Origin of the sequence: Petropleomorpha daqingensis (assembly GCF_013408985.1) — a bacterium.
Taxonomy (GTDB): Bacteria; Actinomycetota; Actinomycetes; order Mycobacteriales; family Geodermatophilaceae; genus Petropleomorpha; species Petropleomorpha daqingensis.
Genome location: NZ_JACBZT010000001.1, coordinates 2,938,980 through 2,962,096, shown reverse-complemented (window position 1 = coordinate 2,962,096; position 23,117 = coordinate 2,938,980). Strand labels below are relative to the sequence as shown.

Sequence of the window (23,117 nt, the reverse complement as noted above, 5' to 3'; positions counted from 1 at the left end):
GGCACGCTGACGCGCGGCAGAGGAGGACCGCCGTGCTGGACGTGCAGCTCCTCGGGCAGCCGTCGGTGCGCGTCGACGGCGTCCCGGTCGACGGACCACGGGGCAACAAGACCTGGGCGCTGCTGGCCTACCTGGTCGGCGTCGGCGTGCCGGTCCCCCGGGACCGGCTGGTCGGGCTGCTGTTCCCGGACGCCGACGACGGGCTGGCGGCGCTGCGCTGGAACCTCACCCAGCTGCGCCGGGCGGTGCGCTCCCCGCAGTCCTTCCGCGGCGATCCGGTGGCCGTCGCCCTCGGCCCCGACGTGCGGGTCGACGTGCACCTGCTGGCCACCGCACCCTGGTACGAGGTGGTCGACCGGGTCGACGTCGGGGCGCCGCTGCTGGAGGGCGTCACCTTCCCCGCGTGCCCGGGCTTCGAGCTGTGGCTGGAGGGCGAGCGGCGGCACGTGGTCGAGCTGGCCTCCTCGGCGCTGCGCGAGGCGGCCCGGGCGCTGCTCACCGCCGGCCGCCCGGACGACGCCGCACCCCACGCGCGGCGCCTGGTCGACCTGCAGCCCTGGGACGAGAACGCCCACGAGCTGCTCGTCCGGGCGCTGGCGGCCGGCGGTGACGTGGCCGCCGCCCGCCGGCACGTCGCCCTGGTCACCGAGCTGTTCCTCGAGGAACTGGGCGCACCGCCCGCCCGGTCGCTGGCCGCCGCGGCCGAGCCGGTGCTCGCCCGCCCGAGCGGCGCCAGCCGGACCCGGACGACGGCGCAGCTGCAGGCCGGCGCCTCCGCGATGGCCGCCGGCGCGCCCGAGGCGGGCATCGAGTCGCTGCGCCGCGCGGTGGCCGGGGCGCGCGAGCTGCGCGAGCCGGAGCTGCTGGTGCGGGCGCTCACCGAGCTGGGCAGCGCCGAGGTGCACGCGGTGCGGGGCTCCGACGAGTCCGGGGCGTCGGCGCTGCGCGAGGCCGTCGCCGTCGCCGAGCGCAGCGGCCGGCCGGAGCTGGCCACGACCGCCTGCCGCGAGCTGGGCTACGTGGAGTTCCTGCGCTGCCGGTTCGAGGCGGCCGAGCGCTGGCTGGACCGTGCGGCGGTCACCGTCGGCGCCGACGAGTCCGAGCGGGCGTGGATCCTGGCGCTGCGCGGCTCGGTGCGCAGCGACGCGGGTCGGCACGACGAGGCCCTGGTGCTGCTGCGCGACGCCGTCCGGCACGCGGAGATGGCCGGCGACGGGCGGGCCGCGACGTTCGCGCTGACCCACCTGGGCCGGCTGCACGTGCTGCGGCACGAGGACGACGCGGCGGTCGAGTGCCTGGAGCGGGCGGACCGGCTGACCGAGACGTCGGGCTGGCTGTCCTTCTGCCCCTATCCGCGCTCGTGGCTGGCGGAGGTGGCGCTGCGCCGCGGCCGGGTCACGGAGGCCGACGAGCTGCTCGTCTCCGCGCACACCCTCGCGCTGGAGGTCGGCGACCCGTGCTGGGAGAGCCTGGCCGCGCGCGGGCTCGGCCTGGTCGCCGCCGTCCGCGGGGACGACGACACCGCCGCCCGCCTGCTGCACGACGCACCCGCCGCCTGCCACCGCTGGACCGACGCCTACCTCTGGCTGGAGGCCTACGGGCTGGTCGCCCAGGCCGGGCACGCCCTCGAGCACGGCCTGCCGCGGGCGCTGGAGCTGATCGAGGAGCTCGACCGGATCGCCTCCGCCCACGGCATGCGCGAGCTGCAGGCGGAGGCGGCGCTGCTGCGCCTGGCGGCCGGCCGGCCCGGCGCGCTGGACGCCGCGCGCAGCGCCGTGGCCGCCGTCGACAACCCCGTCCTCGCCGCGCGGCTGGCCGCGGCGGAGAAGGGCCTCAGAGGCGCACGTACAGCCGCAGGGTGATGTAGGCGGCGATGCCGGCCGCGACCACCCCACCGATCGTGATGTACGCGCCCGTGGTGGCGACCGAGCTCCAGTGGATCTCGGTGATGATGCCGGCCTTGATCGGGCCGGCCAGCGTCTTGTCGACGAACAGCAGCTTGGTCAGCACCAGGCCGCCGACGGCGAGCAGCCCACCGACCAGCCCGGCCAGCCCGGCCTCGAGGATGAACGGCAGCTGGGTGTACCAGCGCGAGGCGCCGACCAACCGCATGATGTTGGTCTCGTTGCGCCGGTTGAAGGCCGCGAGCTGGATCGTGTTGGAGATCAGCAGCACCGCGGCCAGGGCTTGCACGACGGCCACCGCGATCGTCGCGTTTCTCGCCCCGTTGAGCAGGCTGAACAACCGGTCGAGGAAGTCGCCTTCATCCCTGACCTGGTCGACGCCGTTCTGCCCGTTGGGGAACTCGCTGGCGATCACCGAGTAGCGCTCGGGGTTGACCAGCTCGACGCGGAAGCTCTCCGGCAGCGCGTCGGGGCCGACGTTGTTGACCAGGTCGGGCTGCTGCGCGAACTGCTCCTTGAAGCGCTTGTACGCCTCGTCCTTGGACTCGTAGATGTAGCTCTTGACCTCGTCGGACGCCTTCAGCTTCTGCTCGATGGCGCTGCGCTGGTCGTCGGTGACGTCGTCGGTCAGGAAGATGGAGACCTGCACCTTGTCGTAGTAGATCTCCTTCATGTCGGAGATCATCGTGGCGATCAGGATGCCGGTGCCCATGAGGCCGAGGGAGATGGCCGTCGTCAGGATCATCGCGACCGTCATGGTCAGGTTGCGACGCAGCCCGGTGGCCACCTCGGAGAGCACGAAGTTGACGCGCATGGATTCCCTGTCGTGGAGTTCTGCTTGTCGAGGAGCGGGTTACCGGCCGACGCCGTAGACACCGCGCGACTGGTCGCGGGTGATCTGGCCGCCGTTGAGCTCGATCACGCGCCGGCGCATGGAGTCGACGATGTGGTAGTCGTGCGTCGCCATGATCACCGTGGTGCCGGTGCGGTTGATCCGCTCCAGCAGCAGCATGATCCCCTCGCTGGTCTCGGGGTCGAGGTTGCCGGTCGGCTCGTCGGCCAGCAGCACCAGCGGCCGGTTGACGAACGCGCGGGCGATCGCCACCCGCTGCTGCTCACCACCGGAGAGCTCGTGCGGCAGCCGGTTGGCCTTGCCCTCGAGGCCGACCATCTCCAGCACCTCGGGGACGACGCGCTTGATCGTGCGCTGGGGCTTGTTGATGACCTCCAGCGCGAAGGCCACGTTCTCGGCGACCGTCCGGTTGCGCAGCAGGCGGAAGTCCTGGAAGACGCAGCCCATCGTGCGGCGCAGCTTCGGCACCTTCCACTTGCTCAAGGTGTTGAGCGTCTGCCCGTTGATCGAGATCGTGCCCTTGGTGGGGTCGTCCTCCTTCAGCAGCAGCCGGAGGAAGGTCGACTTGCCCGATCCGGACGAACCGATGAGGAAGACGAATTCGCCCTTGTCGATCTCTGTCGACACGTCATCGAGGGCCGGCCGGGAGCTGGCCGGGTAGAGCTTGGTGACGTGTTGCAATTCGATCACGAGGGTCCACGGTACCGGCCCCGGGCCGCCGAGGGCCGCCGTCGAGGTGAAACGCCCAGGCCTGTCTTCTCAGGTGTGACGGACGGGACGTCCGCGGTCAGTTCGCGGCCACCGATTCCTGCTGGCGGCGCCACCGGATGCCGGCCTCGATGAAGCCGTCGATGTCGCCGTCCAGGACCGCGGTGGTGTTGCCGGTCTCCTGCTCGGTCCGCAGGTCCTTGACCATCTGGTAGGGGTGCAGGACGTAGGAGCGCATCTGGTTGCCCCAGCTGCTCCCCTCCCCCTTGAGCGCGTCCATCTCGGCCCGCTGCTCCTCCTGCCGGCGGGCCAGCAGCCGGGCCTGGAGCACGCGCATGGCGGCGGCCCGGTTCTGGATCTGGCTCTTCTCGTTCTGGCAGGAGACGACGATGCCCGTGGGCAGGTGGGTGATCCGGACGGCGGAGTCGGTCGTGTTGACGCTCTGCCCGCCCGGACCGCTGGAGCGGAAGACGTCGATCCGGATGTCGTTCTCGGGGATGTCGACGTGGTCGGTCTGCTCGACGACCGGCAGCACCTCGACGCCGGCGAAGGAGGTCTGCCGCCGTCCCTGGTTGTCGAACGGCGAGATGCGCACCAGCCGGTGGGTGCCCTGCTCGACCGAGAGCGTGCCGTAGGCGTAGGGCACCTTGACCGAGAACGTGGCCGACTTGATGCCGGCCTCCTCCGCGTAGCTGACGTCGAGCAGCTCGACGGCGTACTTGTGCCGCTCGGCCCAGCGCATGTACATCCGCATGAGCATCTCGGCGAAGTCGGCGGCGTCGACGCCCCCCGCCTCCGAGCGGATGGTCACCAGCGCCTCGCGGGAGTCGTACTCGCCGTTGAGCAGCGTGCGGACCTCGAGCTCGTCGATCTCCTTGCGCAGCCCCTCGAGCTCGCGGTCGGCCTCGGCCAGGCTGCCGGCGTCGCCCTCCTCCTCGGCCAGCTCGTGCAGGACGGCGGCGTCGTCCAGGCGGCGGCGCAGGTCCTCGACCCGGCGCAGGTCGCCCTGCAGGTAGGACAGCTTCGAGGTCAGCGCCTGCGCGGACTCGACGTCGTCCCAGAGGTCGGGCGCGGCGGCCTGCTGCTCGAGGTCGGCGATGTCACGCCGCAGCCGGTCGACGTCGAGGACCGCCTCGATCGACGTCAGGGTCGTGTCGAGCTCGTCGAGGACGGCGGAGAAGTCAGCGGCCACGTCGATCCAATGTAGTCGCGCCCCGGAGCTCGGCCCCGTGCGGCAGAAGTCGCGACTTCTGCCTAGGGGGCCGGGACGGACGGCGACAGGTGCGGAGCGCGGCGCCAGACGGACATCCAGCGCTCCAGGTCGTCGGCGGGCATCGGCCGGGCGATGTGGTAGCCCTGCGCGAACGTGCAGCCCAGCGCGGCGGCGCGGGCCAGCTGCTCGGCGGTCTCCACGCCCTCGGCCAGGGTGCGCGCGCCGCAGGCCGCCGCCAGGCCGACGACGGCGGCGATGGCCGCCTCCGCCGAGCCCTCGCGGCCCTCGATCCCGGCGACGAGGCTGCGGTCGATCTTGATGACCCCGGTCGGGATGTTGATCAGCTGGCTGATCGAGGACCAGCCGCTGCCGAAGTCGTCGATGGAGACCTCGACGCCCGACCGGCGCAGCGCGGCGAACTGGGCGGCGGCGCGCTCCGGTTCGTCGGCGACGGAGGTCTCGGTGAGCTCCAGGATCAGCTGCTCGGCCGGCAGCCCGGCGGCGGCGAGCGCCTCGGCGACGTCGTCCACGAGCGTGCCGGTGGCGAAGTGGCTGGCGCTGATGTTCACCCCGGTCACCACGTGCAGCCCGCGCCGCGACCACTCGGCGGTCTGCCGGGTGGCCTCCCCGAGCACCCAGCGGGCCAGCGGGGCGACGAGGTCCTGCCGCTCGGCGGCGGGGAGGAACTCCCCCGGCGGGAGCAGCCCGCGCTCGGGGTGCTGCCAGCGCACCAGCGCCTCGACGCCGCTGCACTCGCCGGTGGGCAGGTACATGACCGGCTGGTAGTGCAGCACCAGCTGCCCGGCGTCGATGGCGGTGCGCAGCTCGCCGGCCAGCAGCGCCTTGCGCTCGGCGGCGTAGCGCAGGTCGGTGGTGAACGTCCGCACCCGGTTGCGCCCGGCGGCCTTGGCCGCGTACATGGCCAGGTCGGCGTCGCGCACCAGGTCGGTCGAGCGCAGTCCGGTGTCCTCCGCGCCGCAGGTCGCGATGCCGATGCTGGCGGTCAGCCGCGCGGTGCGCGGCCCCAGCGCGAACGGCTCGTCGAAGGCGCTCTGGAAGCGGCCGGCCAGCGCCTCGGCGCCGGCGGTGTCGCAGTCCCGGCAGAGGACGACGAACTCGTCGCCGCCGAGCCGGCCGACCGTGTCGCCGGAGCGGGTGCGCGTGGACAGCCGCGCGGCGACCTGACGCAGCAGCTCGTCACCGACCTCGTGCCCGAGCGAGTCGTTGACCTCCTTGAAGCCGTCGCAGTCGAGGAACAGCACGGTGACCGCGCCGCGGCCGGGGCGCCGCAACTCCTCGTCGATCAGCTCGTGCAGGTGGACACGGTTGGGCAGCTCGGTCAGGTGGTCGTGCCGCGCCTGCCACGCCGAGGTCTTCTCGGCCAGCACGCGGGCGGTGATGTCGGTGTGGGTGACGACGATCTGGCCGGCCTCGTCGACCCGGGAGGCCTGCAGGTGGAACCAGCGGGTGCCGTCGCCCTCGGGCGCGACGCAGTCGACCGCGACCGAGTCGCGCTCGCCGCGGGAGAGCTCGGCGAGGGCGCTGACCAGCGCCTCTCCGGCGGCCTCGTCGCCGAAGCGGCGCGCGGCGGCGAAGTAGTTGCCGCCGACGCCGAGCGCGACGGGCGTGTCCGCGACGGCGGCGTTGCGGGCGGACCAGGCGGAGTTGGCGAGCAGCACGGTGCCGTCGGCGCCCAGCAGCACGGTGGGCGAGGGCAGCGCGTCGATCACCGCCTCCACCCGGACGGCGTGGTTCGCCGCTCGCACCGGCACGCGACCTCCCGAGCCCGCGCGGCGCCCGCCCTGGCGCCACTCCTCCCCCACCATCGGACGCGGGGCGGCCGTTGTTGAGTTCCGCCACGCGGTCGGACCCGAATGGGTGACTCCTCGACGGCGTGTCCGGCGAAACGCGCTGGTCAGGCGTCCCGGGTCTCGGCGGCCAGCCACTCGAGGTAGGCGGGGTTGCCGGCGACCACCGGCAGCGCGAGCACGCAGGGGACGTCGTAGGGGTGCAGCTCGCCGGCGCGCGCGACGATCGCCGGCACGAGCGAGCGGCGGGTGTGCAGCGCCACCCGGGCCTCCGCCTCGTCGTGGACGGCGCCCTGCCAGCGGTAGATCGAGCGGACCTCGCGCACCGCCTGCCCGCAGGCGGCCAGCCGCTCCTCGACCAGGGTGCGGGTGAACCCGGTCAGCCAGTCCGCGTCGTCGGCGGTGACCACGACCTCGCAGAACTCGGTGTCCTCCACGTGCCGATCCTGCCCAGGTGGGTAGGGCGGGCGCATGAGCGACTTCGTGAACATCCGCGTGGACGGCGAGGAGTACGTGCTGCGCCCCGAGGACGGCGGGCTGCAGGTCGGCCGGCGGGTCGGCGGGGACGTGACGTGGCTGGACGACATCGACACCAGCGTGTTCCCCGCCGAGGCCCGCGCGGCGATCGACCGCGGGGACGCCGAGGACCAGTCGCTGCTCACCGCGCTGCGCGGCGTCATCCAGGCCGAGGTCGAGCGCGGCGGCTGACCCTGGTTACCGCAGGTCGATCACCCGGTGCATCCCCATGACGGCGTGCGACATGCCGTCGCCCTCGTCGGCGACGAAGCACAGCAGGACGTACCGGCCGGGCGGCAGGTCGTAGTCGACGGCGTGCCGGACGCCCGGTGAGATCACCTCGCTGCCGACCGGCGGACGGGTCGGGTCGGCGAGGTCGCCCACCGAGCCACCGCCGCTGGCCTCCAGCGCCTGCTGCACCTGGCGCTCGGTGGTGCCCGGCTGCACCGGCTGCAGCAGCATGAAGTGCAGGGTGTCGTCGGCGTTGGTCAGCCACCACGTGCCGGCCCGCGGCCACACGCGCGGGGCGAGGAAGCGGTCGTCGGTCAGCCGCACCCGCACGTCGGCGTGCCGGCTGCCGTCGCCGCCGCTCCCACCACCCGTGACCCGGAAGCGGGTCACGGGGGGATCGTTCACCGGGTCCGGCGGGGTGGTCAGGTCCATGAGCCAGTAGGTGCCGGGCCGCAGGTTCTCGGTGACCGCGAGCGGCACCCCCGGGACGACGTCGGCGAGGCCGTAGAACGTGGCGTGCCGCCGCGCGTCCCGTGTCCCCTCCGCGCGGACCGACAGGTCGGTGGGGTGGAACTCCTTGCGGACGTCGTCGAAGAACTGGTCCAGCGTCGCGCCGTTCTTCAGCTGGAACATCGTGACCGCGCTGAACGCCGGCGCCACGCTGGACACCTCGAAGCGGACCGTGCCGGCGTGCACGTGGTCGTCGTCGACCGAGGCCGCGGTGCCGTTGCCCACGACGTGGACCGTCTGCACGTCCCGCCCGTGGCCGTGGTCGCCACCGGCCAGCGCGGCCGGACCGCCCCCGACGAGGACGGCGCCGGTGGCGGCGAGGACGAGGGTCGAGCGGAGCAGCCGACGGCGCATGGCATCCCTCCGGTGGTCGGGGCAGCGGCCTGGGCAGGATCCCACTCCTGCTGCCGTTGCGGAACCCGCGGGTCACACCCCCCGATCCGCCAGCCGGCGGACGAACGCCAGCCCGGACCAGGTCGCGTCGATCGCGCAGACCTTCACGTCGACCAGGCCTCCGGCCAGCCCGAAGTCGCGGACGACGTTCTCGGTGAGGTCGGTCGGCACGCCGCTGCTCTTCTTCGGCCAGCACACCCACAGCCGCCCGGGCGTGGTCACCCGCGGCACGAGCGCCGGCCAGCGGGTGTGCAGCCGCGCCGCGTCGGGGGCGAAGAGCAGGACGACGTCGTACGGGTCGCGGCCGGGACGGCGGTGCCCGTCGAGCGGGACGTCGTCGGGGGCGCCGTCGAGCAGCACCCGCGTGCCGGCCGTGATGCCGAGCTTGGCCGGCAGCGGGGTGCCGCTGTACCCGGCGGTCACGGCGACTCCAGGCAGGACAGCGACGGGTTCGAGGAGACGATGCAGCTGAGGAAGTCGTTGAGCGCCTCGTGGTAGCCGGCGGGGTCCACGTTCCACGACTGGACGTGCCCCGCATCGCGCACCCGGACCTCCCGGACCAGGTTCGGGTGCGCCTCGTACAGCTCGTCGCTGGTGGCGATCGGCACCGTGTCGTCGTCCGTGCCGTGGAACAGCAGCACGGGCATGCGCACCCAGTCGCCGGGCAGGTAGTCGACGGCGTCCCAGTCCAGGTCGTACCGCTCGGTGGCCAGCCACTCCGCGGTGTGGGTCAGCACGTCGGGCAGGCCGGTGCCGATCACCGGCAGCCGGCGCCGGCTCGCGCCGTACTCGACGGTCGCCTTCAGGTCGAGCGCCGGAGAGTCGAGGACGACGCCGGTGACCAGCCGCGCCTGCGCGGAGTGCTCGAGGAAGGAGGCGACGATCGCCCCGCCCATCGACGAGCCGAACAGGACGACCTCCTGGGCGCCGTGGTCGACGGCGAAGGTGACGGCCGCGTCGAGGTCACGCCACTCGGTCGCGCCGTAGCCGTACCGGCCGCTGGGGTCCGCCGGCGCGTCGGGGTCGTTGCGGTAGCCGATGTCGAGCACGGAGATGCGGTCGTCGACCGCGACCTGCATGGCGCGCAGCGGCTCGGCCCGCGTCGCGCCCTTGCCGTGGACGGCGATCCACCAGGTCGACGGGCGTCCGGGCACGTACCAGGCGGGGCACTGCCCGCCCGCGCACGGGAAGGTCACGTCCTGGTAGTCGACGCCGTAGGCGGCCTTCGGGTCGGTCCAGACGTTCACCTCGAGCCGCGCGGGGGTCCCGTGGCCGGGCCGGCTGCCGGTCGTCGTCCGGAGGTCCCGGTGGACGGCGCCGCCGATCTCGCGCACCGGCTGGCCGGAGAGCACGCCCGCGCCGCCGGGCCAGACCAGGCCGTAGGTGTCCCCGCTGTCGAGCGGGTCGTCGGCGGGCACCTCGCCGGTCCGGCGCAGGACGACGGACTCCCCGTCGACGGCGTCGACGACCAGGTCGTAGCGCGCCGGGTCCACCCGGTGGTCGGCGGCCAGCGCCTCGCTGCCGATCTGGCCGGAGTAGTACCAGCTGCCGCCCGCGAACAGCACGAGCACGAGCAGGACGAGGACGGCGAGCACGAGCAGCAGCCGCCGTCGCGGCAGCCGGCGGCGGGTGCGCCGGGGCCGCGGCGGGTCCTCCGGCGCCCCCGCGACCAGGACGCCCTCGCTCGATGCCATGCCGCGAAACCTAGGCCGCGCGGCGCCGTTCCGCCTCCACCATCTCGCGGACTGCCGGTGCGACCTCCTGACCGAAGACGGCGAGATCGTCGGCGTCGTCCGCGGCGAGGATGAACGCCGAGAAGCCGTGCTCGAGGCTGAACTCGGCCAGCCGCTCGCCCCAGGTGGCCGGCGGGCCGGTCAGGCCCCCGCCGCCGAGGCTGCCGCCGACGTTGAGCAGCCGGCGGATCCGCGCCGGGTCGCGGCCGGCGTCGGCCGCCGCCTCGTCGATCAGCGCGTTCGACCCGGCGATCGCGTCGAGGCCGAGGTAGGACAGCGAGGGCAGCCAGCCGTCGGCGGCCCGGCCGACCAGCCGGAGCATCCGCGGCTTGAGCGCGCCGAGCCAGATCGCGATGTCGTGGGCCGGGCGGGGACCGCGCTTGGCGCCCTCGACCCGGTGGTGGCCGCCCGGCACCCGGAGCAGGCTCCGCTCGTCGCCGTCCCAGATGCCGCGGATGATCTCGATGGCGTCGGCGAGGGCGGCGACCGCCTGGCCGGAGGACAGCCGGATGCCGCCCATGGCCTCGATCGCGTCCCAGAAGCCGCCGGCGCCGAGGCCCAGTTCGAGGCGGCCGTCGGTGAGCAGGTCGAGGCTGGCCGCGGCGCGCGCCACGACCGCCGGCGGCCGCAGCGGCACGTTGAGCACGTTCGGGGCGAGGTGCACCCGCTCGGTCCGGGCGGCGACGTAGGACAGCAGCGTCCAGGTGTCCAGGAACCGGGGCTGGTAGGGGTGGTCCTGAAAGGTGACCAGGTCCAGTCCGGCGCGCTCGGCGGCCTGCGCGAGCGCGACGACCGCCTGGGGATCGCGGTTCGACGGGGTGAGGAACGAGCCGAACTGCAGCTCGTGTCCGTAGTCGGGCATGGCAGCGGCAACTCTGCGCCGGCAGCGGCTCTTCCCGGGCCCGATCTGTGACCGGCGGCACGCGCTCGGCGTGACCTCCACCGCAATCGGGGCCCGGCGGCCACCCCGGAGGGTGAGCGACCCGCAAGGACCTCGCCGCGACCGCCGATGACACAAGCGTATTGCGGACAACGAAGTCCGAGCAGCGGCACCGCGGTGGCGACTGGCCCAACTCCATGGGTTGAGTGACTCAAGTCTGCCGCCGGAGTGCCGATCACAAGGGGGACGACGTGCTCGACGCGGAGCACCGCACGGCCTCGACGCGCTCGGGGAGCCCGGCACCCCCACTTGACCAGCCAGGAGAAGGACCATGGACGACATCGACGTGAACCGGCCCCCGGAGTGCACGCAGGCCGACGTCACGCTGGTGACCCGCGGCATCACCGTGACCGCCTGCGTGGACGTGTCCACCGACTACGCGCTGGTGGTCAGCCCCCAGGGCGAGGGCTCGGCGTGGAAGACGGCACTGTCGCCGGGCGACAAGGTCGAGGTGTTCTGGGTGGCCGGCAACGAGGAGCGCACGCTCCCGGCCAAGATCGTCGAGGTCGAGGACGGCGAGGAGCCGCGCTGGCACCTCGCGGCCACCGGGCCGGCCGAGCGCAGCCAGCGGCGCAAGGCCGTGCGGGCCCGGCTGTCGCTGCCCGTGATCATGCCCTGGGCCGACTCCCAGCTGATCGGGACGACGGTCGACCTCAGCGAGGCCGGCATGCGCGCCCAGGTCGACGGCTGGGGCGTGCCGCCCGAGAAGGGCACCCGCATGCAGGTGACCATCGACCTGGAGAAGGGCTTCGTCGACCTGCACGGCGAGCTGATCTGGGTGGTGCCCGACCGCGGACCGCAGTGGCTGCTCGCCATGCGCTTCGACGACGTCCGCGAACTGGACGCCGACCGGCTGCGGCAGCGGGTGTTCGAGGCCCTGCGCGCGGAACGGGCCCTCGCCAGGGGCTGAACGCTCCGAGAGCGCGCCGTTCCGCAGTAGCGTGTCGCCCTCGCCGGAGGAGCCGGGGGTGCGCATGGCCGTCCAACACGAGGAACTGGTCGTCGACGTCGTCCCGGCCGCGGGCGACCGCAACCTGCTGACGCAGGAGACCGTGGCGATGACGGTGCTGGCGCAGGACCCCACGATCGTCGACGACGGCGGCCCGATCCGGGCACCGATCCCCGTCCCCGCCGGACGGCTGGAGCGCGGCCCGTGCGGCGAGCGCTTCCGGGTGGTCTCCCCCGCCGGCGCTCCGCTGCCGGTAGTGCTGCACGCCGGCGACCCCTGGCGCTACGTCGACCGCTGGTCGCCGTCCGCGCAGCCCGACGCGACGGCCCTGCCCGACGACCCGGACTTCCGGGCGCAGAACGTCTACGCCGTCGCCGCGCACACCCTCGCGCTGTTCGAGCAGCAGCTGGGCCGCCCGGTGCCCTGGCACTCCGGCCTGCCGCAGCTCGACCTGGTCCCGCAGGCCGCGGCCGGCAAGGCGAACGCGTTCTACTCGCGCGAGCGCAACTGCGTGCTGTTCGGCTGGCTGCCGGTGCTGCCCAGCCGCCCGTCGCTGTACACGGCGCTGTCCTACGACGTCATCGCGCACGAGGTCAGCCACGCCATCCTCGACGGGCTGCGGCCGCGCTTCACCCAGCCGAGCCTGCCCGACCAGCTCGCCTTCCACGAGGCGCTGGCCGACCTGGTCGCCCTGCTGTCGGTGTTCACCGTGCCCGGCGTGGCGCTGCGGCTGCTGGCGCCGAAGAACGGCCGCATCCTCCTTCCCCCCGACGCCGAGGGTCGGGCCCGCACGCTGATGGCGTCACCGCTGGCCCGGCTCGGCGAGCAGGTCGGCGCGGCCGGCGGGGGTGGCGGGCCGGACGACGTCCCGGCGCTGCGCTGGTCCGGCGTCCTGGACATCGGCCCCGCGTGGCGGACCGATCCGCAGTTCGACGAGCCGCACCGCCGCGCCGAGGTGCTCGTGGCGGCCTTTCTGCAGACGCTCGTGACCATGTGGGCCGGCCGGCTCGAGCCGCTGCGGATCGACCCGGACGGCGTCGACGCCGACCGCGTGGGCGAGGAGGGCGTCAAGTCCGCCGAGCACCTGCTCGGGATGCTGCTGCGCGCGCTGGACTACCTGCCGCCCGTCGACCTCACCTTCCCCGACGTGCTCGACGCCGTGCTCACCGCCGACAGGCGGCTGGCGCCGGACGACGCGCACGGCTACCGGACGGCGCTGGAGCAGACGTTCGCGCGCTTCGGGATCACCCCTCCCCCGCACCGGATCGTCGACTCCGACGGCGTGGCCGCGCCGACCGAGGAGGCGGCGGCCGACGCGCGCCCGGCCGGCACGGAGGCGGCCGTCGCGCCGGATCCCGACGCGGGCACGGAGACGCGGCTGCGCTACGAGCACCTCAACCTGGCGGCGCTGCGCACCTCACCGGACGAGGTCTTCTCGTTCGTCTGGAACAACGCCGCCCTGCTCTCGATCGACGTCCGGTACCCGACGCGCGTCGAGCGGGTGCTCAGCAGCACCCGGGTCGGCCCGGACGGGCTGGTCGTCACGGAGATCCTGGCCGACTACACCCAGGTCCTCCGGACGACGGCCGGTGCCCTGCCGCCCGGCATCGCCGCGCCGGCCGGGGCGGCGGCCGACGAGCAGGTGGAGCTCTGGGGCGGCGGCGTCCTGGTGTTCGACCAGTTCGGCCGCTACCGCCTGCACCAGCGCCAGCCGCTGCTCGACATCGAGCGGCAGACCGACCGGCTGGCGTACCTGGCCCGCAGCGGCATCCGGGGCGTGCAGGGAGTGCTCGGGGCGACCGACGGCCCGGGCGAGGCGGAGCGCTTCGCCCGGCTGCACGAGGTCGGCTGACGCCGTCCGCTCAGGCGCCGAGCACGGCCAGCACGCAGGCGGTCGCGCCGATGGCGACGATCGCGAGCGAGGTCTCCGCCGTCCCCGGGTCGTGGTGGGGACGCCGCCGACGCTCGTACCAGGCGACGCCCACGGCCGAGGCGGCGATCAGCGGGTTGTGCCCGGCCACGGCCATCAGCGCCATGAGCGGCCAGCAGCTCAGCGCGCAGTCCAGCCCGAGCCGGACGCCGAACCGCCGGGAGGTGCGCCGCGACCGGTCGCGGTCCAGCGGCGGGGCGACCACGCGGTGGCAGCGGGTGAGGCTGCGCCGCTTGAGGGCGGAGTGCTGCCAGCCGACCGCGACCGCGGCGGCCAGCGCGACCGCCCCGAGCACGCCGAGGGTGACCGTCGCCAGCCACGCGCCCGCGACGAGGACGGCGGCGACCACGAGCCAGACCAGCGCCCAGCCGGACGCGACCTCGACGCTCACCCGGCCGCGCACCTGAGCGGGGCTCCGGATCGCCGCGTACCGGACGTTGGGCGCGACCAGCGGGGCCATGACCGCGACCATCGCCAGACCGCCCAGCGCGTGCACGCCGACCGCGCCGTGGTCGGCGTGCCCCTGCAGCACCTCGACGGTGCCCAGCGCGAGCAGGCCCAGCCAGCCCGCACCGGCCACCGCGTACAGCCAGCGTTCGGGACGCGGGACGGCGACCGGCACCCGGCCGGCCACCGCCGCTCCGGTCACGCGACCTCCACCGTCACCCGGTCGATCGAGAGCTGCATCCTGTCGAGGTTCCGCTCCGAGTTCAACGGGACCAGGCGCACCGAGGTCGCCATCGGCCGGAACGTCGTCGACTGCGCCGCGACCTGCGCGGTGACGTCGAGCAGCCGGCGCTGGCCGCTGCCCGGTGAGGCGCCGTCCACGCTGGACTCGTAGACGCCGAACAGGGAGAGCAGCCCGGCGTAGTGGTCGGCGTCGCGCGGGTCGGCGGGCGTGCCCGGCTCGAGGCCGAGGAAGACCAGGTAGGACGTCGCCGCCGGCGCCCCCGACCGGATGCCCTCGAACCGCAGCAGCCAGGTGGTCGCGTCGAACGCCTCGACCCCGTTGGCCTGGTCGGCCGGCGTCCCGCCCGAGACGGCGACGTCCTGCTCGCCGGCGAGCGAGAACGGGCCGGCCTCGGCGATCGGCTGGGCCACCGGGACGGTGAAGCCGATCGGGTCGGTCTGCGCACCGAACGGCGGTGGCGGTGGGTTCGCCGGCAGCGGCGGGGGCGCCGTCGTCTCGTACGTGTAGCCGAGGGCGGCGACATCGAGGACCTCCGGCGCCGTCCAGGTGCGCAGGCTCCCGTCGGTCCTGAGGAACGTAAAGGGCCGGTTCAGCCACGAGGTGTGGGCCGCGGTGCCGACCGCGACGCCGTTGTCGAACGGGTAGCCGTGCCCCAGGTCGTGGGCGTAGGTCTCCCAGAGCCGGTCGACGTTGCAGTGGTGCAGCCAGAACACCGGATCCAGGCCGGCCGACTGGAACTGGCCCATGGCGCCGTTGACCTCGACGTGCACGCTGCCGTGCGGCTGGGCGTCGACCTGGCCGGTCTCGTTGGCCCGGCCGTGGAACAGCTCCTGGTCGTTCGGCTTCTCGATCACCCCGCCGGCGAAGGAGACCGCGGCGCGGTCCTGCTGGTTGGCGTAGTGCGGCCGCAGCAGCGCATCGGTCGCGTCGGCCCACTGCGGGTTGTTCGGGTTGGCCGGGTCGGGGCCGAAGCGGGCCCCGATGAACAGCGGGTTGGGGAAGCTCCCGTCGGGTCGGGCGTCCACGCCCGGCACCTGGACGCCGTCGGGGAGCGTGTCCCCCTGCAGCGGCAGCGGGAGGCCCCGCTGGAGGGCGGCGTCGGGGTCGTCGGAGTAGTTCCAGTAGGGGAGGGCCCAGGTGTCGGCGGGGCCGCCGAGGTCGCGGATGTGCTCGCGGACGACGTCCTCGAACTCGACCAGGTAGGCGCGGTGCCACGGCAGGAAGAACCACTGGCTGTGCGCGCACTCCTGCCACAGCGCCTGCCCGCCCATGATCTGCGGCCAGCTCGACGTCGGCACCCAGGTGCCGTGCACCTGCGACTGGTAGCCCAGGCCGCGGGGGTCCTCCCACTGCGACGCGATCGCCACGAGGTCCTGCAGCGGGTTCGGGCTGCCGCCCGGCGCGCCGGTGAGCGCGTCGAACAGGATCTGCAGGAAGTCGTCGTAGCCGGGCGTCCGCTGCCGCATCTGGTGGATGCCGGCGGCGTACCAGACGAGCTCCTCGTGCCAGCCGTTGTCGGGCCCGCTGCGCCAGATCGCCCGTCGCGTCCTCGTGGCCATGGTGATCCCCCTCGGCTAGGAGGGGCCCGATAGTGGCACCGCCCGGTTCCGCGTGGAGCGGTACGCGTCGTGCCGGAACGCCGGGATCCACGACATACGCTGGGGGCCGCGCACCCTGCCGCGGGGGCTGGTGCACGTCGTCGTCGGAGAGTGCTCGTCCGTTCCAGGCCTGACCCCATCGCCGCGTGGTCCCGAACCCGAGCTGCCCGACCTGCCCCTGACCGGTCTCGCCTTCGAGGCGGCGCCCGTGGCGATGGTCGTGGCCGGCGCCGGCGGACGGCTGCTGCGGGTCAACCGGTCGTTCTGCGACCTGCTGGGCTACGGGCGCGAGCAGCTGGTCGGCCTCTCCTACGCCGACATCACCGATCCCGAGGACCTGCCCCTCGACGAGGCGGCGATGGCCGGGCTGCGCGCCGACGGCCGCGGGCCGGCCGTGGAGAAGCGGTTCCGGCATGCCGAGGGGCACCCGGTCTGGGCACGGGTCACCGCCTCGCTCATCCGGCCGACCCAGGACGGGGTCGAGGGTGCCGCCGTCGTCGTGGTCGAGGACATCGCCGAGCACCGGCGCCGGCACGCGGAGCTGTCGCGGCTGGCGCTGCACGACCCGCTCACCGGCGTCCGCAACCGGGTGCAGCTCGACCAGGACATCGAGCGGGCGCTGCACGAGCGCGACCGCACGGGTGGCGTCGTCGCCGTCCTGTTCGTCGACGTCGACGACTTCAAGGGCATCAACGACGCGCACGGCCACGAGGCCGGTGACATGGTGCTCATCCTGCTGACCAGCCGGCTGCGCGAGGCCGTGCGGGACCAGGACACCGTCGCGCGGCTGGGCGGCGACGAGTTCGTGCTGGTCGCGCACCTGCCGACGGCGGCGCTGGCCGAGGACATGCAGGCGCGGGTCGAGCACATCTGCGCCGAGCCGGTGGTGCTCGACGCCGAGCCGCTGCCGGTGCGGATCAGCGTGGGCCTGGCCGTCGTCGCCTCGCCGGGGCTCACGCCCGCGGCTGCGCTGTCACTGGCCGATACCGCGATGTACCGGGTGAAGCGCAGCCGCAAGCGTGGGGCCCTCAGCTGAGGGCGGCGAACACCGCCAGGGTCAGGGCCAGGGCGTTGTAGGTCGCGTGGATCAGGATCGCCGGGGCCAGCCGCCCGGTGACCCGGACGACGTAGCAGTTGCCCAGGCCCAGGACGCCGACCGACAGGGCCAGCGTGACCGCGCCGAGCAGCGTGCTGACCTCGTAGACGTGGAAGAGCGCGAACAGCAGGCTCGACAGCAGCGCCGCCGGCCAGAAGCCCATCTTCCGCATGAAGCTGCGCAGCAGCAGGCCGCGGAACATCAGCTCCTCGGCGATCGGCGCGAGCACGACCGCGGTCAGCCCGAGGACGACGACCGACAGCACGGTCGGGTGGCCGAGCGGCAGGTTGCTGGCCTCCCGGACCGCCCGGCCGTCGGTGAGCGCGGCGGCGACCAGGGTGACCGCGGTGCGGCAGGCGTAGAGGATCGCGAAGCCGGTGATCCACGGCAGCCAGTCGCGGCGGCGCACGCCGTCCAGCCCGAACGCGGTGCGCCAGCCGCCCTCGCGGGCGGCGACGCCGCGGCCGAACGCGTACAGCGCCGCGATCAGCAGCAGCTCGCCGCCGACGGTGATCGCGATGCCGTAGACGGCGCGGGCGGTGCCGTGATCGGGCGCGAGCAGGGGTGCGAGGACGTTGCCGAGGACGACGATCGCCAGCAGCGCGAGCAAGGGCCCGAGCCAGGTGAGCGGGCTCCACGGCTCGGGGTCGCGCTCGCACGCCGTCCGGACCTGCTCGTCGAGGACGGTGCGCTCGACGAGCAGCTTCTCCTGCTGCGCTTCCGACAGCGCCGTCACGGTCAGCCGATCTGGAAGTGCATGAAGCCGCCGTTGTGCGCGGCCACCGCGAGCAGCACGCCCCAGATGACGAGGTCGAGGATGCCGAGGACGACGGCGGCGATGGCCATGCCGCGGTGCCGGGCGCCCTTGTTGGCCTTCGACCAGCCGATGCCGCCGAAGATGATCGCCAGCGGGCCGAGGATCACGTTGAAGAAGAGCAGCCCGACGATGCCGCAGACGAGGCCGGCGATCGCCAGACCGTTGCCCTGCTGAGTGGTGGTGCGCGTGTCCTGAGCCATGACGTCTCCCCGTTGAGCGGTGGATGGTTGCCGCGCGCCACTACCCGGCGCGCACGCGGCCACCCCACCGGTCACCCGATCGGAGGACTCGTCGTCCGCGCGTCGCGACCTCGCCTGCCCTCTGCCTGCCGCACGATGACCGCCGGTCACGAACGACGGGGGCAGACGGTGAACAGCACGAGGTGGCGCGCCGTCCTCGCGGTCGTGGCGTTCCTGCTGGTCGGCTGCACGACTGCACCGCCGAGCGACACCTCGGCCGCCCCGACCACGTCGGCCTCCCTGGCCGCGGCGGACGGCACTGTTCCGTCGGCCGCGCCGACATCGGCGCTGGCCGCGGTCTCGACGCTGGAGGTCAAGGGTCGAGCGCCGAAGACCGGCTACAGCCGGGACCAGTTCGGTCCGGCCTGGGCCGACGTCGACCACAACGGGTGCGACACCCGCAACGACATCCTCGCCCGCGACCTGTCCGGCGAGACGTTCAAGCCCGGGACGCACGACTGCGTCGTCCTCACCGGGACGCTGGCCGACCCGTACTCAGGCACGACCATGCAGTTCCTCCGCGGCTCGTCGACCAGCGATGACGTGCAGATCGACCACGTCGTCGCGCTGTCGGACGCCTGGCAGAAGGGTGCGCAGGCCTGGGACGTCACTCGGCGGACGGCCTTCGCGAACGACCCGCTCAACCTGCTCGCCGTCCAGGGCTCGCTCAACACGCAGAAGAGCGACGGCGACGCGGCCACCTGGCTGCCGCCGAACCGGGCCTACCGCTGCGACTACGTCGCCCGCCAGGTCGCGGTGAAGGTGACCTACGGGCTGTGGGTGACGCAGGCGGAGAAGGACGCCATCGCGACGATCCTCTCCACCTGCCCGGACGAGACGCTCCCGTCCGGAGTCGTGGCGGCTGCCGCGCCGTCGCCGGCTCCTGCTCCCGCACCGGCGCCGGCCCCCGTGCCGGCACCCGCCCCTGCACCGGCGCCCGGGCCGGCCCCGGACGCCGGCGTCACCTACCAGAACTGCGACGACGTCCGGGCGCATGGCGCAGCGCCGATCCACCCCGGCGACCCGGGATGGCAGGAGAAGTTCGACCGCGACCACGACGGGGTGGGCTGCGAGTGACGCGTGTGAACTCGGGGACTTAAGTCCCTCAAGTCTTCAGTGCACTGTGACGAGTCCGCCGCCGATAGATCGGGACATGACCTCCGGTGTCACCCGCGTGTCGACGGACTCGGTCGCCCACGTCACCACCGAGGCGACGTGCCCCCTCTGCGCCATCGTGCTGTCGCTGGACGACGAGAAGCCCCGGACGGGCACCGTCCGGTGGGAACTGCTCCCCGGCTTCCGGTTCAGCGTCGGCAAGGCCGTGAGCTTCGAGTGCCCGAACGGGCATACCAGCGTGCACGACCCGGACATCCTGAAGGCTTTCCACTCCCGCCGCTTCTAGTGAACCGATCCCGGGTATGGGTCGTTCATCAGGCTGAGACCGGGAGGCCACCATGATCCGATTCGCAGCGCTCGTCTTCGCCGCCCTCAACCACCTGGCGCACCGCTCGTCGGCTCATCCGTCGACATAGCGGTCGCGCTCGACGACGAACTGGCCGGTCGCCGTGTTCGCGTCGATGAAGGCCGGTAGGAGCGGGATCCGCACCGTCACGGTGACGCACACGCTGAACCGCTCCCCCGGCGTCAGCGTCGGCGTGTAGGTGCCGGCCGCGTCGCAGGTCGCACCGTCCGGCGCGTACTGCACCCGCACGTCGGTGGCGTCGACCGACTGGTCCTCCACCGCCAGCTGTGCCGCGCGTTCTGCTCGAGCCAGGCCGCTCGCGACGTCGGGCGCCGTGCCGATCGCCCGGCCGGCCTCGCGCGCCGCCTCGGTCGACGCGAACACCCCGCGCTGCACGGCCGAGAACCCGGCCACCACGTAGACCAGCGGCAGGAACACGACCAGCGCGACGAACACGAACTCGACCAGCGCGGAACCGGCCTCCTCCCGCAACCGGCTCACTGGGCGTTCTCCTTGACCGCCCGGCCCGTCACCTCGAGGGGCAGCAGGTTGCCCAGCGCGGCGAACACCGTCGGCACCGCGCCGGAGCATCGGACGACGACCAGCGTCAGGCCTGTCGCGTCCGGCTCCTCGGCCGACGTGCAGGACAGACCGGCCGCCGTCTGCTCCGACGTCGCCCGCCCGACGATCTCCACCGTCCGCGCTGCCCCGTAGGACGAGTCGACGTCGGCGTTCGCCGCGTACCGGGCACCCTCCTGCGCGCTCGCCGTGACCACGTTGCGCACGTGCACGTAGACCGCCACCTGCAGCACCGCGAGCAGCAGCGCCACGATCAGCAGCGAGACCAGCACGAAGTCGACGACGGCGCTGCCGCGCTCGCCGTCGTCCCCGCTGACGTGCTGCCGGCTACCCACCGCTCGTGACGGAGTCCAGCGCGTTCTGCACCGCGGTGACGATCGCCTCGCGGAACGGGATGAGGATGGCCAGCACGAGCGCCGCCGTCATCACGGTGATCATCACCCAACCCGGGACGTCGCCCCGCTCGGGATCGTCGCCGCGCACCCGATCTGCCAGCGCCACCAGCGCCGCCCACAGCCCCCGTGTCATGTCTGTCGTCCTTCCTGTCGCGTCCGCAGGCTCACTGCGCCAGCGAGACGATGCTGATCAACCCCGGGAACAGGGCGAAGAGAACGGTGACCGGCAGGATGAGGAAGACGACCGGGATCATCATCGCGATCTCCTTCCGCCCACCGGCCTCGAGCAGCCGGCGCTTGCCGGCCTCGCGGACGTCGGCCGCCTGCGCCCGCAGCACCTCGGCCAAGGGCGTCCCGCGCTCGATGGCGACGAGCAGCCCGTCGATGAACCGCGCCAGCGGATCCAGCGACGTACGGTCGGCCACCTGCTGCAGCGCCTCGGTCAGCGGCACTCCCGCCCGCGCCCGGCCCAGCGCCGACCCCAGCTCGCGGGCGAGCTCGCCGCCGGACAGCCGGGTCACGCGGGCGATCGCCGCGGCGGGGCTCTCCCCCGCCGTCACCGCCAGCGCCAGCAGCTCGGCCACGACCGGGAACTCGGCGAGCAGCAGCTCCTCGCGCTTGGCCACCTGCTGGGTCAGCCACCAGTCGCGGCCGAGGACGCCGCCGACCAGCCCTGCGACGCAGAGCAGCCCGGCGGAGAGCACGTTCAGCCCACCGGACACCAGCGACCCGACCGTCGCCAGGACGGCGGCGCCGAGCAGACCGAGGCCACCCCAGATCACCTGCTCGATGCGGAAGTCCTCGACTCCTGCCTCGCCGCCCAGCGCGTCGAGCCGCCGGCGCACCGCGGCGCGGCCGCCGAGCACGCGGTCGACCAGCCGGGCGCCGTCGCCGACGACCGGCCCGAAGATCCGCCGGACGGCGGTCAGCAGCCCGGCCTCGGTCGCCGTCCCGAGCAGCCGGGACGGCGGGGGCGTGTCGTGCACGTACGGCGCGAGCCGGTCGACCAGCCGCACCGAGCGGAACGGCGGCGCGAAGGTCAGCACCAGCACGAAACCGACCGCGGCCATCAGGCCGATCAGCATCCCCACCACACCCGCGCTCACTGCAGCACCCGCACGTCCTCGGGCAGCCGCCCGAGCCGCAGCATCAGCCGGTAGGCGACCAGGCAGACGACCCCACCGCCGACGAGCAGCGCCATGCCGATCGGGGAGTCGTAGGCGGCGAGCGTCGTCGACTGGGTGGCGAGCAGGAGCAGCACGACCCACGGCGCGGCGACGGCCAGCCGGGCGGCGGAGACGGTCCAGCCCTGCCGGGTCTCCAGCTCGGCCCGAGCGCGGGCGTCCTCCCGCAGGAAGGTCGCGAGCGTGCGCAGCACCCGGCCGAGGTCGGTGCCGCCGACCTCGCGGGCCACGCGCAGCGTCTCGACGATCCGGTCGCCGACCGGGTCGGCGAGGTCGTCCTTGAGCCGGTCGAGGCACGGGCCGAACCGGCCGCTCGACCGGTACTCGGCGGCGAACCGGGCGAAGGGTGGCCGCAGCACGTCCGGGCCGCGGATCGCCAGCGCCGACAGCGCCTCGGGCAGCGACATGCCGGCCCGGACGGCGGAGGCCAGGTTGTCGACCACCTCGGGCCACACCTCGCGCAGGTCGGCCCGCCGCCTGCCGGCCAGCCGCCGCACCTGCGCGTACGGCAGCAGGTACCCGAACAGCCCGAACGCGAGGCTGACGGTCACCGTGCCGGTGGTCAGCAGGACGACGACCACCGCGACCACGCCGAGGCCGATCTGCAGCGCGAGCAGCTGGGCGGCGTTGATACCGGTCAGCCCCGCGGCGCCGAGCAGCTGCTGACGGCGGCCGGGACGGCGCGGGTCGGTGCGGCGCTTCGGTGCCCGCGACCCGCTGCGCCAAACGAGGAGCAGCCCGACGCCCAGCAGCAGCCCGAGCAGGGCACCCGTCATCCGAGCAACCCGGCCAGGTCGAGACCGGCGGCCGCGAAGCGCTCGGGGTGCGGCGGGTAGCCGTCGGCGCGCACCAGCCGGCCGTCCCGGGTGGCGAACACGTCGGCGGTCTCGATGACGCCGCCCTCGGCGCGGCCGGGCAGCGCGACGATCTCGCGCACGCGGCGCCGTCCGTCGGCGTCGGTGCCGACGTGCACGACCAGGTCGACGCTCGCGGCCACGGTGGGGACGACGAACGCCGTCCCGATGTTCTCCCCCGCCAGCAGCGGCAGGGTGCACATCTTCACGATCGCCTCGCGAGCGCTGTTGGCGTGCAGCGTGCACATGCCGGGCAACCCGCTGTTCAGCGCGATCAGCAGGTCGAGGCACTCCTCCTGGCGGACCTCGCCGACGACGATCCGCGAGGGGCGCATCCGCAGCGCCTCTTTGACCAGCCGCCGCAGCGGGATCTCCCCGGCGCCCTCGAGGTTCGGCTGACGGGTCTGCATGCTCACCACGTCCGGCAGCGGGACGCGCAGCTCGAACACTTCTTCGGCGGTGATGACCCGCTCGCGCGCCGGGATCGCGGCGCAGAGGCAGTTGAGCAGCCAGA

At 73.8% G+C, this 23,117-nt stretch carries 26 protein-coding genes; 7 read left to right on the top strand and 19 right to left on the bottom strand.

Going from position 1 to position 23,117, the window contains the following annotated elements:
• Nucleotides 1-32 precede the first annotated feature (32 nt).
• A complete protein-coding gene (locus tag GGQ55_RS14600; protein WP_179717866.1) occupies nucleotides 33-1,862 on the top strand; it encodes an AfsR/SARP family transcriptional regulator in 1,830 nt (609 codons plus the stop codon).
• On the opposite strand, the gene ftsX is transcribed toward GGQ55_RS14600, so the two are convergent.
• From ftsX to cutA, 5 genes are all read right to left on the bottom strand, one after another.
• Entirely contained in the window at nucleotides 1,834-2,718 is an 885-nt protein-coding gene (gene ftsX, locus GGQ55_RS14595; protein WP_179717864.1) for a permease-like cell division protein FtsX, read from the bottom strand. The two genes, GGQ55_RS14600 and ftsX, sit on opposite strands and share 29 nt — an antisense overlap.
• A 39-nt stretch (nucleotides 2,719-2,757) precedes the next feature.
• Nucleotides 2,758-3,447, bottom strand: coding sequence for a cell division ATP-binding protein FtsE (gene ftsE / locus GGQ55_RS14590; RefSeq protein ID WP_179717862.1), 690 nt, complete (start codon nucleotides 3,445-3,447; stop codon nucleotides 2,758-2,760).
• 97 nt (nucleotides 3,448-3,544) lie between these two features.
• Complete coding sequence (gene prfB / locus GGQ55_RS14585) at nucleotides 3,545-4,657, bottom strand: peptide chain release factor 2 (RefSeq protein WP_179717860.1); 1,113 nt, start codon at nucleotides 4,655-4,657, stop codon at nucleotides 3,545-3,547.
• Between the two features lie 62 nt (nucleotides 4,658-4,719).
• Nucleotides 4,720-6,450, bottom strand: coding sequence for a putative bifunctional diguanylate cyclase/phosphodiesterase (locus GGQ55_RS14580; protein ID WP_366489353.1), 1,731 nt, complete (start codon nucleotides 6,448-6,450; stop codon nucleotides 4,720-4,722).
• A gap of 143 nt (nucleotides 6,451-6,593) precedes the next feature.
• Nucleotides 6,594-6,923 carry a divalent-cation tolerance protein CutA gene (gene cutA, locus GGQ55_RS14575; RefSeq protein ID WP_366489351.1) on the bottom strand — a complete coding sequence of 110 codons (330 nt, stop codon included), beginning with the start codon at nucleotides 6,921-6,923 and terminating at the stop codon, nucleotides 6,594-6,596.
• A gap of 34 nt (nucleotides 6,924-6,957) precedes the next feature.
• Here cutA and GGQ55_RS14570 point away from each other — a divergent pair, with 34 nt between their 5' ends.
• Nucleotides 6,958-7,194: a hypothetical protein gene (locus tag GGQ55_RS14570; protein WP_179717854.1), complete on the top strand. Its 237-nt coding sequence runs from the start codon at nucleotides 6,958-6,960 to the stop codon at nucleotides 7,192-7,194.
• A 6-nt stretch (nucleotides 7,195-7,200) separates the two neighbouring features.
• On the opposite strand, the gene GGQ55_RS14565 is transcribed toward GGQ55_RS14570, so the two are convergent.
• From GGQ55_RS14565 to GGQ55_RS14550, 4 genes are all read right to left on the bottom strand, one after another.
• Entirely contained in the window at nucleotides 7,201-8,097 is an 897-nt protein-coding gene (locus tag GGQ55_RS14565; RefSeq protein WP_179717853.1) for a hypothetical protein, read from the bottom strand.
• A gap of 72 nt (nucleotides 8,098-8,169) precedes the next feature.
• Nucleotides 8,170-8,559 (bottom strand): DUF3052 domain-containing protein, encoded by a 390-nt coding sequence (locus GGQ55_RS14560; protein ID WP_179717851.1) that lies wholly within the window; start codon nucleotides 8,557-8,559, stop codon nucleotides 8,170-8,172.
• Nucleotides 8,556-9,830: an alpha/beta hydrolase gene (locus GGQ55_RS14555; RefSeq protein ID WP_179717849.1), complete on the bottom strand. Its 1,275-nt coding sequence runs from the start codon at nucleotides 9,828-9,830 to the stop codon at nucleotides 8,556-8,558. The genes GGQ55_RS14560 and GGQ55_RS14555 overlap by 4 nt, the downstream gene beginning before the upstream one ends.
• Before the next feature lie 10 nt (nucleotides 9,831-9,840).
• The gene (locus GGQ55_RS14550; RefSeq protein ID WP_179717847.1) at nucleotides 9,841-10,731 is read right to left on the bottom strand and encodes an LLM class flavin-dependent oxidoreductase; all 891 of its coding nucleotides are present in this window, start codon (nucleotides 10,729-10,731) and stop codon (nucleotides 9,841-9,843) included.
• A 349-nt stretch (nucleotides 10,732-11,080) separates the two neighbouring features.
• Here GGQ55_RS14550 and GGQ55_RS14545 point away from each other — a divergent pair, with 349 nt between their 5' ends.
• Together GGQ55_RS14545 and GGQ55_RS14540 are read left to right on the top strand one after the other, a co-directional pair.
• Complete coding sequence (locus GGQ55_RS14545; protein ID WP_179717845.1) at nucleotides 11,081-11,719, top strand: PilZ domain-containing protein; 639 nt, start codon at nucleotides 11,081-11,083, stop codon at nucleotides 11,717-11,719.
• 58 nt (nucleotides 11,720-11,777) lie between these two features.
• Nucleotides 11,778-13,610, top strand: a complete 1,833-nt coding sequence (locus tag GGQ55_RS14540; RefSeq protein WP_179717843.1) for a gluzincin family metallopeptidase — start codon at nucleotides 11,778-11,780, stop codon at nucleotides 13,608-13,610.
• Between the two features lie 10 nt (nucleotides 13,611-13,620).
• On the opposite strand, the gene GGQ55_RS14535 is transcribed toward GGQ55_RS14540, so the two are convergent.
• Entirely contained in the window at nucleotides 13,621-14,337 is a 717-nt protein-coding gene (locus GGQ55_RS14535; RefSeq protein WP_179717841.1) for a copper chaperone, read from the bottom strand.
• Nucleotides 14,334-15,938: a tyrosinase family protein gene (locus tag GGQ55_RS14530; protein WP_179717839.1), complete on the bottom strand. Its 1,605-nt coding sequence runs from the start codon at nucleotides 15,936-15,938 to the stop codon at nucleotides 14,334-14,336. The genes GGQ55_RS14535 and GGQ55_RS14530 overlap by 4 nt, the downstream gene beginning before the upstream one ends.
• A 52-nt stretch (nucleotides 15,939-15,990) precedes the next feature.
• Between GGQ55_RS14530 and GGQ55_RS14525 the strand changes: the two genes are divergently transcribed.
• Nucleotides 15,991-17,013, top strand: a complete 1,023-nt coding sequence (locus GGQ55_RS14525) for a GGDEF domain-containing protein (RefSeq protein ID WP_366489347.1) — start codon at nucleotides 15,991-15,993, stop codon at nucleotides 17,011-17,013.
• Here GGQ55_RS14525 and GGQ55_RS14520 read toward each other — a convergent pair.
• Together GGQ55_RS14520 and GGQ55_RS14515 are read right to left on the bottom strand one after the other, a co-directional pair.
• Entirely contained in the window at nucleotides 17,006-17,809 is an 804-nt protein-coding gene (locus GGQ55_RS14520; RefSeq protein ID WP_179717834.1) for a CPBP family intramembrane glutamic endopeptidase, read from the bottom strand. The two genes, GGQ55_RS14525 and GGQ55_RS14520, sit on opposite strands and share 8 nt — an antisense overlap.
• 2 nt (nucleotides 17,810-17,811) lie before the next feature.
• Nucleotides 17,812-18,090, bottom strand: coding sequence for a DUF4190 domain-containing protein (locus GGQ55_RS14515; RefSeq protein WP_179717832.1), 279 nt, complete (start codon nucleotides 18,088-18,090; stop codon nucleotides 17,812-17,814).
• Nucleotides 18,091-18,258: 168 nt separating this feature from the next.
• Here GGQ55_RS14515 and GGQ55_RS14510 point away from each other — a divergent pair, with 168 nt between their 5' ends.
• Nucleotides 18,259-19,206, top strand: coding sequence for a GmrSD restriction endonuclease domain-containing protein (locus GGQ55_RS14510; protein ID WP_366489344.1), 948 nt, complete (start codon nucleotides 18,259-18,261; stop codon nucleotides 19,204-19,206).
• Nucleotides 19,207-19,282: 76 nt separating this feature from the next.
• A complete protein-coding gene (locus GGQ55_RS14505; RefSeq protein WP_179717828.1) occupies nucleotides 19,283-19,531 on the top strand; it encodes a hypothetical protein in 249 nt (82 codons plus the stop codon).
• 114 nt (nucleotides 19,532-19,645) lie between these two features.
• On the opposite strand, the gene GGQ55_RS14500 is transcribed toward GGQ55_RS14505, so the two are convergent.
• Genes GGQ55_RS14500 through GGQ55_RS14475 form a run of 6 tightly spaced genes read right to left on the bottom strand, consistent with a single transcriptional unit; the run spans nucleotide 19,646 to nucleotide 23,112 of the window.
• Nucleotides 19,646-20,092 (bottom strand): hypothetical protein, encoded by a 447-nt coding sequence (locus GGQ55_RS14500; RefSeq protein ID WP_179717826.1) that lies wholly within the window; start codon nucleotides 20,090-20,092, stop codon nucleotides 19,646-19,648.
• Nucleotides 20,089-20,505, bottom strand: a complete 417-nt coding sequence (locus GGQ55_RS14495; RefSeq protein ID WP_179717824.1) for a TadE/TadG family type IV pilus assembly protein — start codon at nucleotides 20,503-20,505, stop codon at nucleotides 20,089-20,091. The genes GGQ55_RS14500 and GGQ55_RS14495 overlap by 4 nt, the downstream gene beginning before the upstream one ends.
• Nucleotides 20,498-20,698 (bottom strand): hypothetical protein, encoded by a 201-nt coding sequence (locus GGQ55_RS14490; RefSeq protein WP_179717822.1) that lies wholly within the window; start codon nucleotides 20,696-20,698, stop codon nucleotides 20,498-20,500. The genes GGQ55_RS14495 and GGQ55_RS14490 overlap by 8 nt, the downstream gene beginning before the upstream one ends.
• Before the next feature lie 31 nt (nucleotides 20,699-20,729).
• The gene (locus GGQ55_RS14485) at nucleotides 20,730-21,671 is read right to left on the bottom strand and encodes a type II secretion system F family protein (protein WP_366489341.1); all 942 of its coding nucleotides are present in this window, start codon (nucleotides 21,669-21,671) and stop codon (nucleotides 20,730-20,732) included.
• A complete protein-coding gene (locus tag GGQ55_RS14480) occupies nucleotides 21,668-22,525 on the bottom strand; it encodes a type II secretion system F family protein (RefSeq protein ID WP_179717820.1) in 858 nt (285 codons plus the stop codon). The genes GGQ55_RS14485 and GGQ55_RS14480 overlap by 4 nt, the downstream gene beginning before the upstream one ends.
• Nucleotides 22,522-23,112, bottom strand: coding sequence for a TadA family conjugal transfer-associated ATPase (locus GGQ55_RS14475; protein ID WP_246324540.1), 591 nt, complete (start codon nucleotides 23,110-23,112; stop codon nucleotides 22,522-22,524). Before GGQ55_RS14475 ends, GGQ55_RS14480 begins: the two co-directional genes overlap by 4 nt.
• Between the last annotated feature and the right edge of the window lie 5 nt (nucleotides 23,113-23,117).

Coding starts and splice junctions, on each gene's coding strand:
- GGQ55_RS14565 (WP_179717853.1), bottom strand. CDS start 8,097: ATGCGCCGTCGGCTGCTCCGCTCGACCCTCGTCCTCGCCGCCACCGGC.
- GGQ55_RS14555 (WP_179717849.1), bottom strand. CDS start 9,830: ATGGCATCGAGCGAGGGCGTCCTGGTCGCGGGGGCGCCGGAGGACCCG.
- GGQ55_RS14530 (WP_179717839.1), bottom strand. CDS start 15,938: ATGGCCACGAGGACGCGACGGGCGATCTGGCGCAGCGGGCCCGACAAC.
- GGQ55_RS14480 (WP_179717820.1), bottom strand. CDS start 22,525: ATGACGGGTGCCCTGCTCGGGCTGCTGCTGGGCGTCGGGCTGCTCCTC.
- GGQ55_RS14505 (WP_179717828.1), top strand. CDS start 19,283: ATGACCTCCGGTGTCACCCGCGTGTCGACGGACTCGGTCGCCCACGTC.
- ftsX (WP_179717864.1), bottom strand. CDS start 2,718: ATGCGCGTCAACTTCGTGCTCTCCGAGGTGGCCACCGGGCTGCGTCGC.
- GGQ55_RS14490 (WP_179717822.1), bottom strand. CDS start 20,698: ATGACACGGGGGCTGTGGGCGGCGCTGGTGGCGCTGGCAGATCGGGTG.
- GGQ55_RS14515 (WP_179717832.1), bottom strand. CDS start 18,090: ATGGCTCAGGACACGCGCACCACCACTCAGCAGGGCAACGGTCTGGCG.
- GGQ55_RS14550 (WP_179717847.1), bottom strand. CDS start 10,731: ATGCCCGACTACGGACACGAGCTGCAGTTCGGCTCGTTCCTCACCCCG.
- GGQ55_RS14545 (WP_179717845.1), top strand. CDS start 11,081: ATGGACGACATCGACGTGAACCGGCCCCCGGAGTGCACGCAGGCCGAC.
- GGQ55_RS14570 (WP_179717854.1), top strand. CDS start 6,958: ATGAGCGACTTCGTGAACATCCGCGTGGACGGCGAGGAGTACGTGCTG.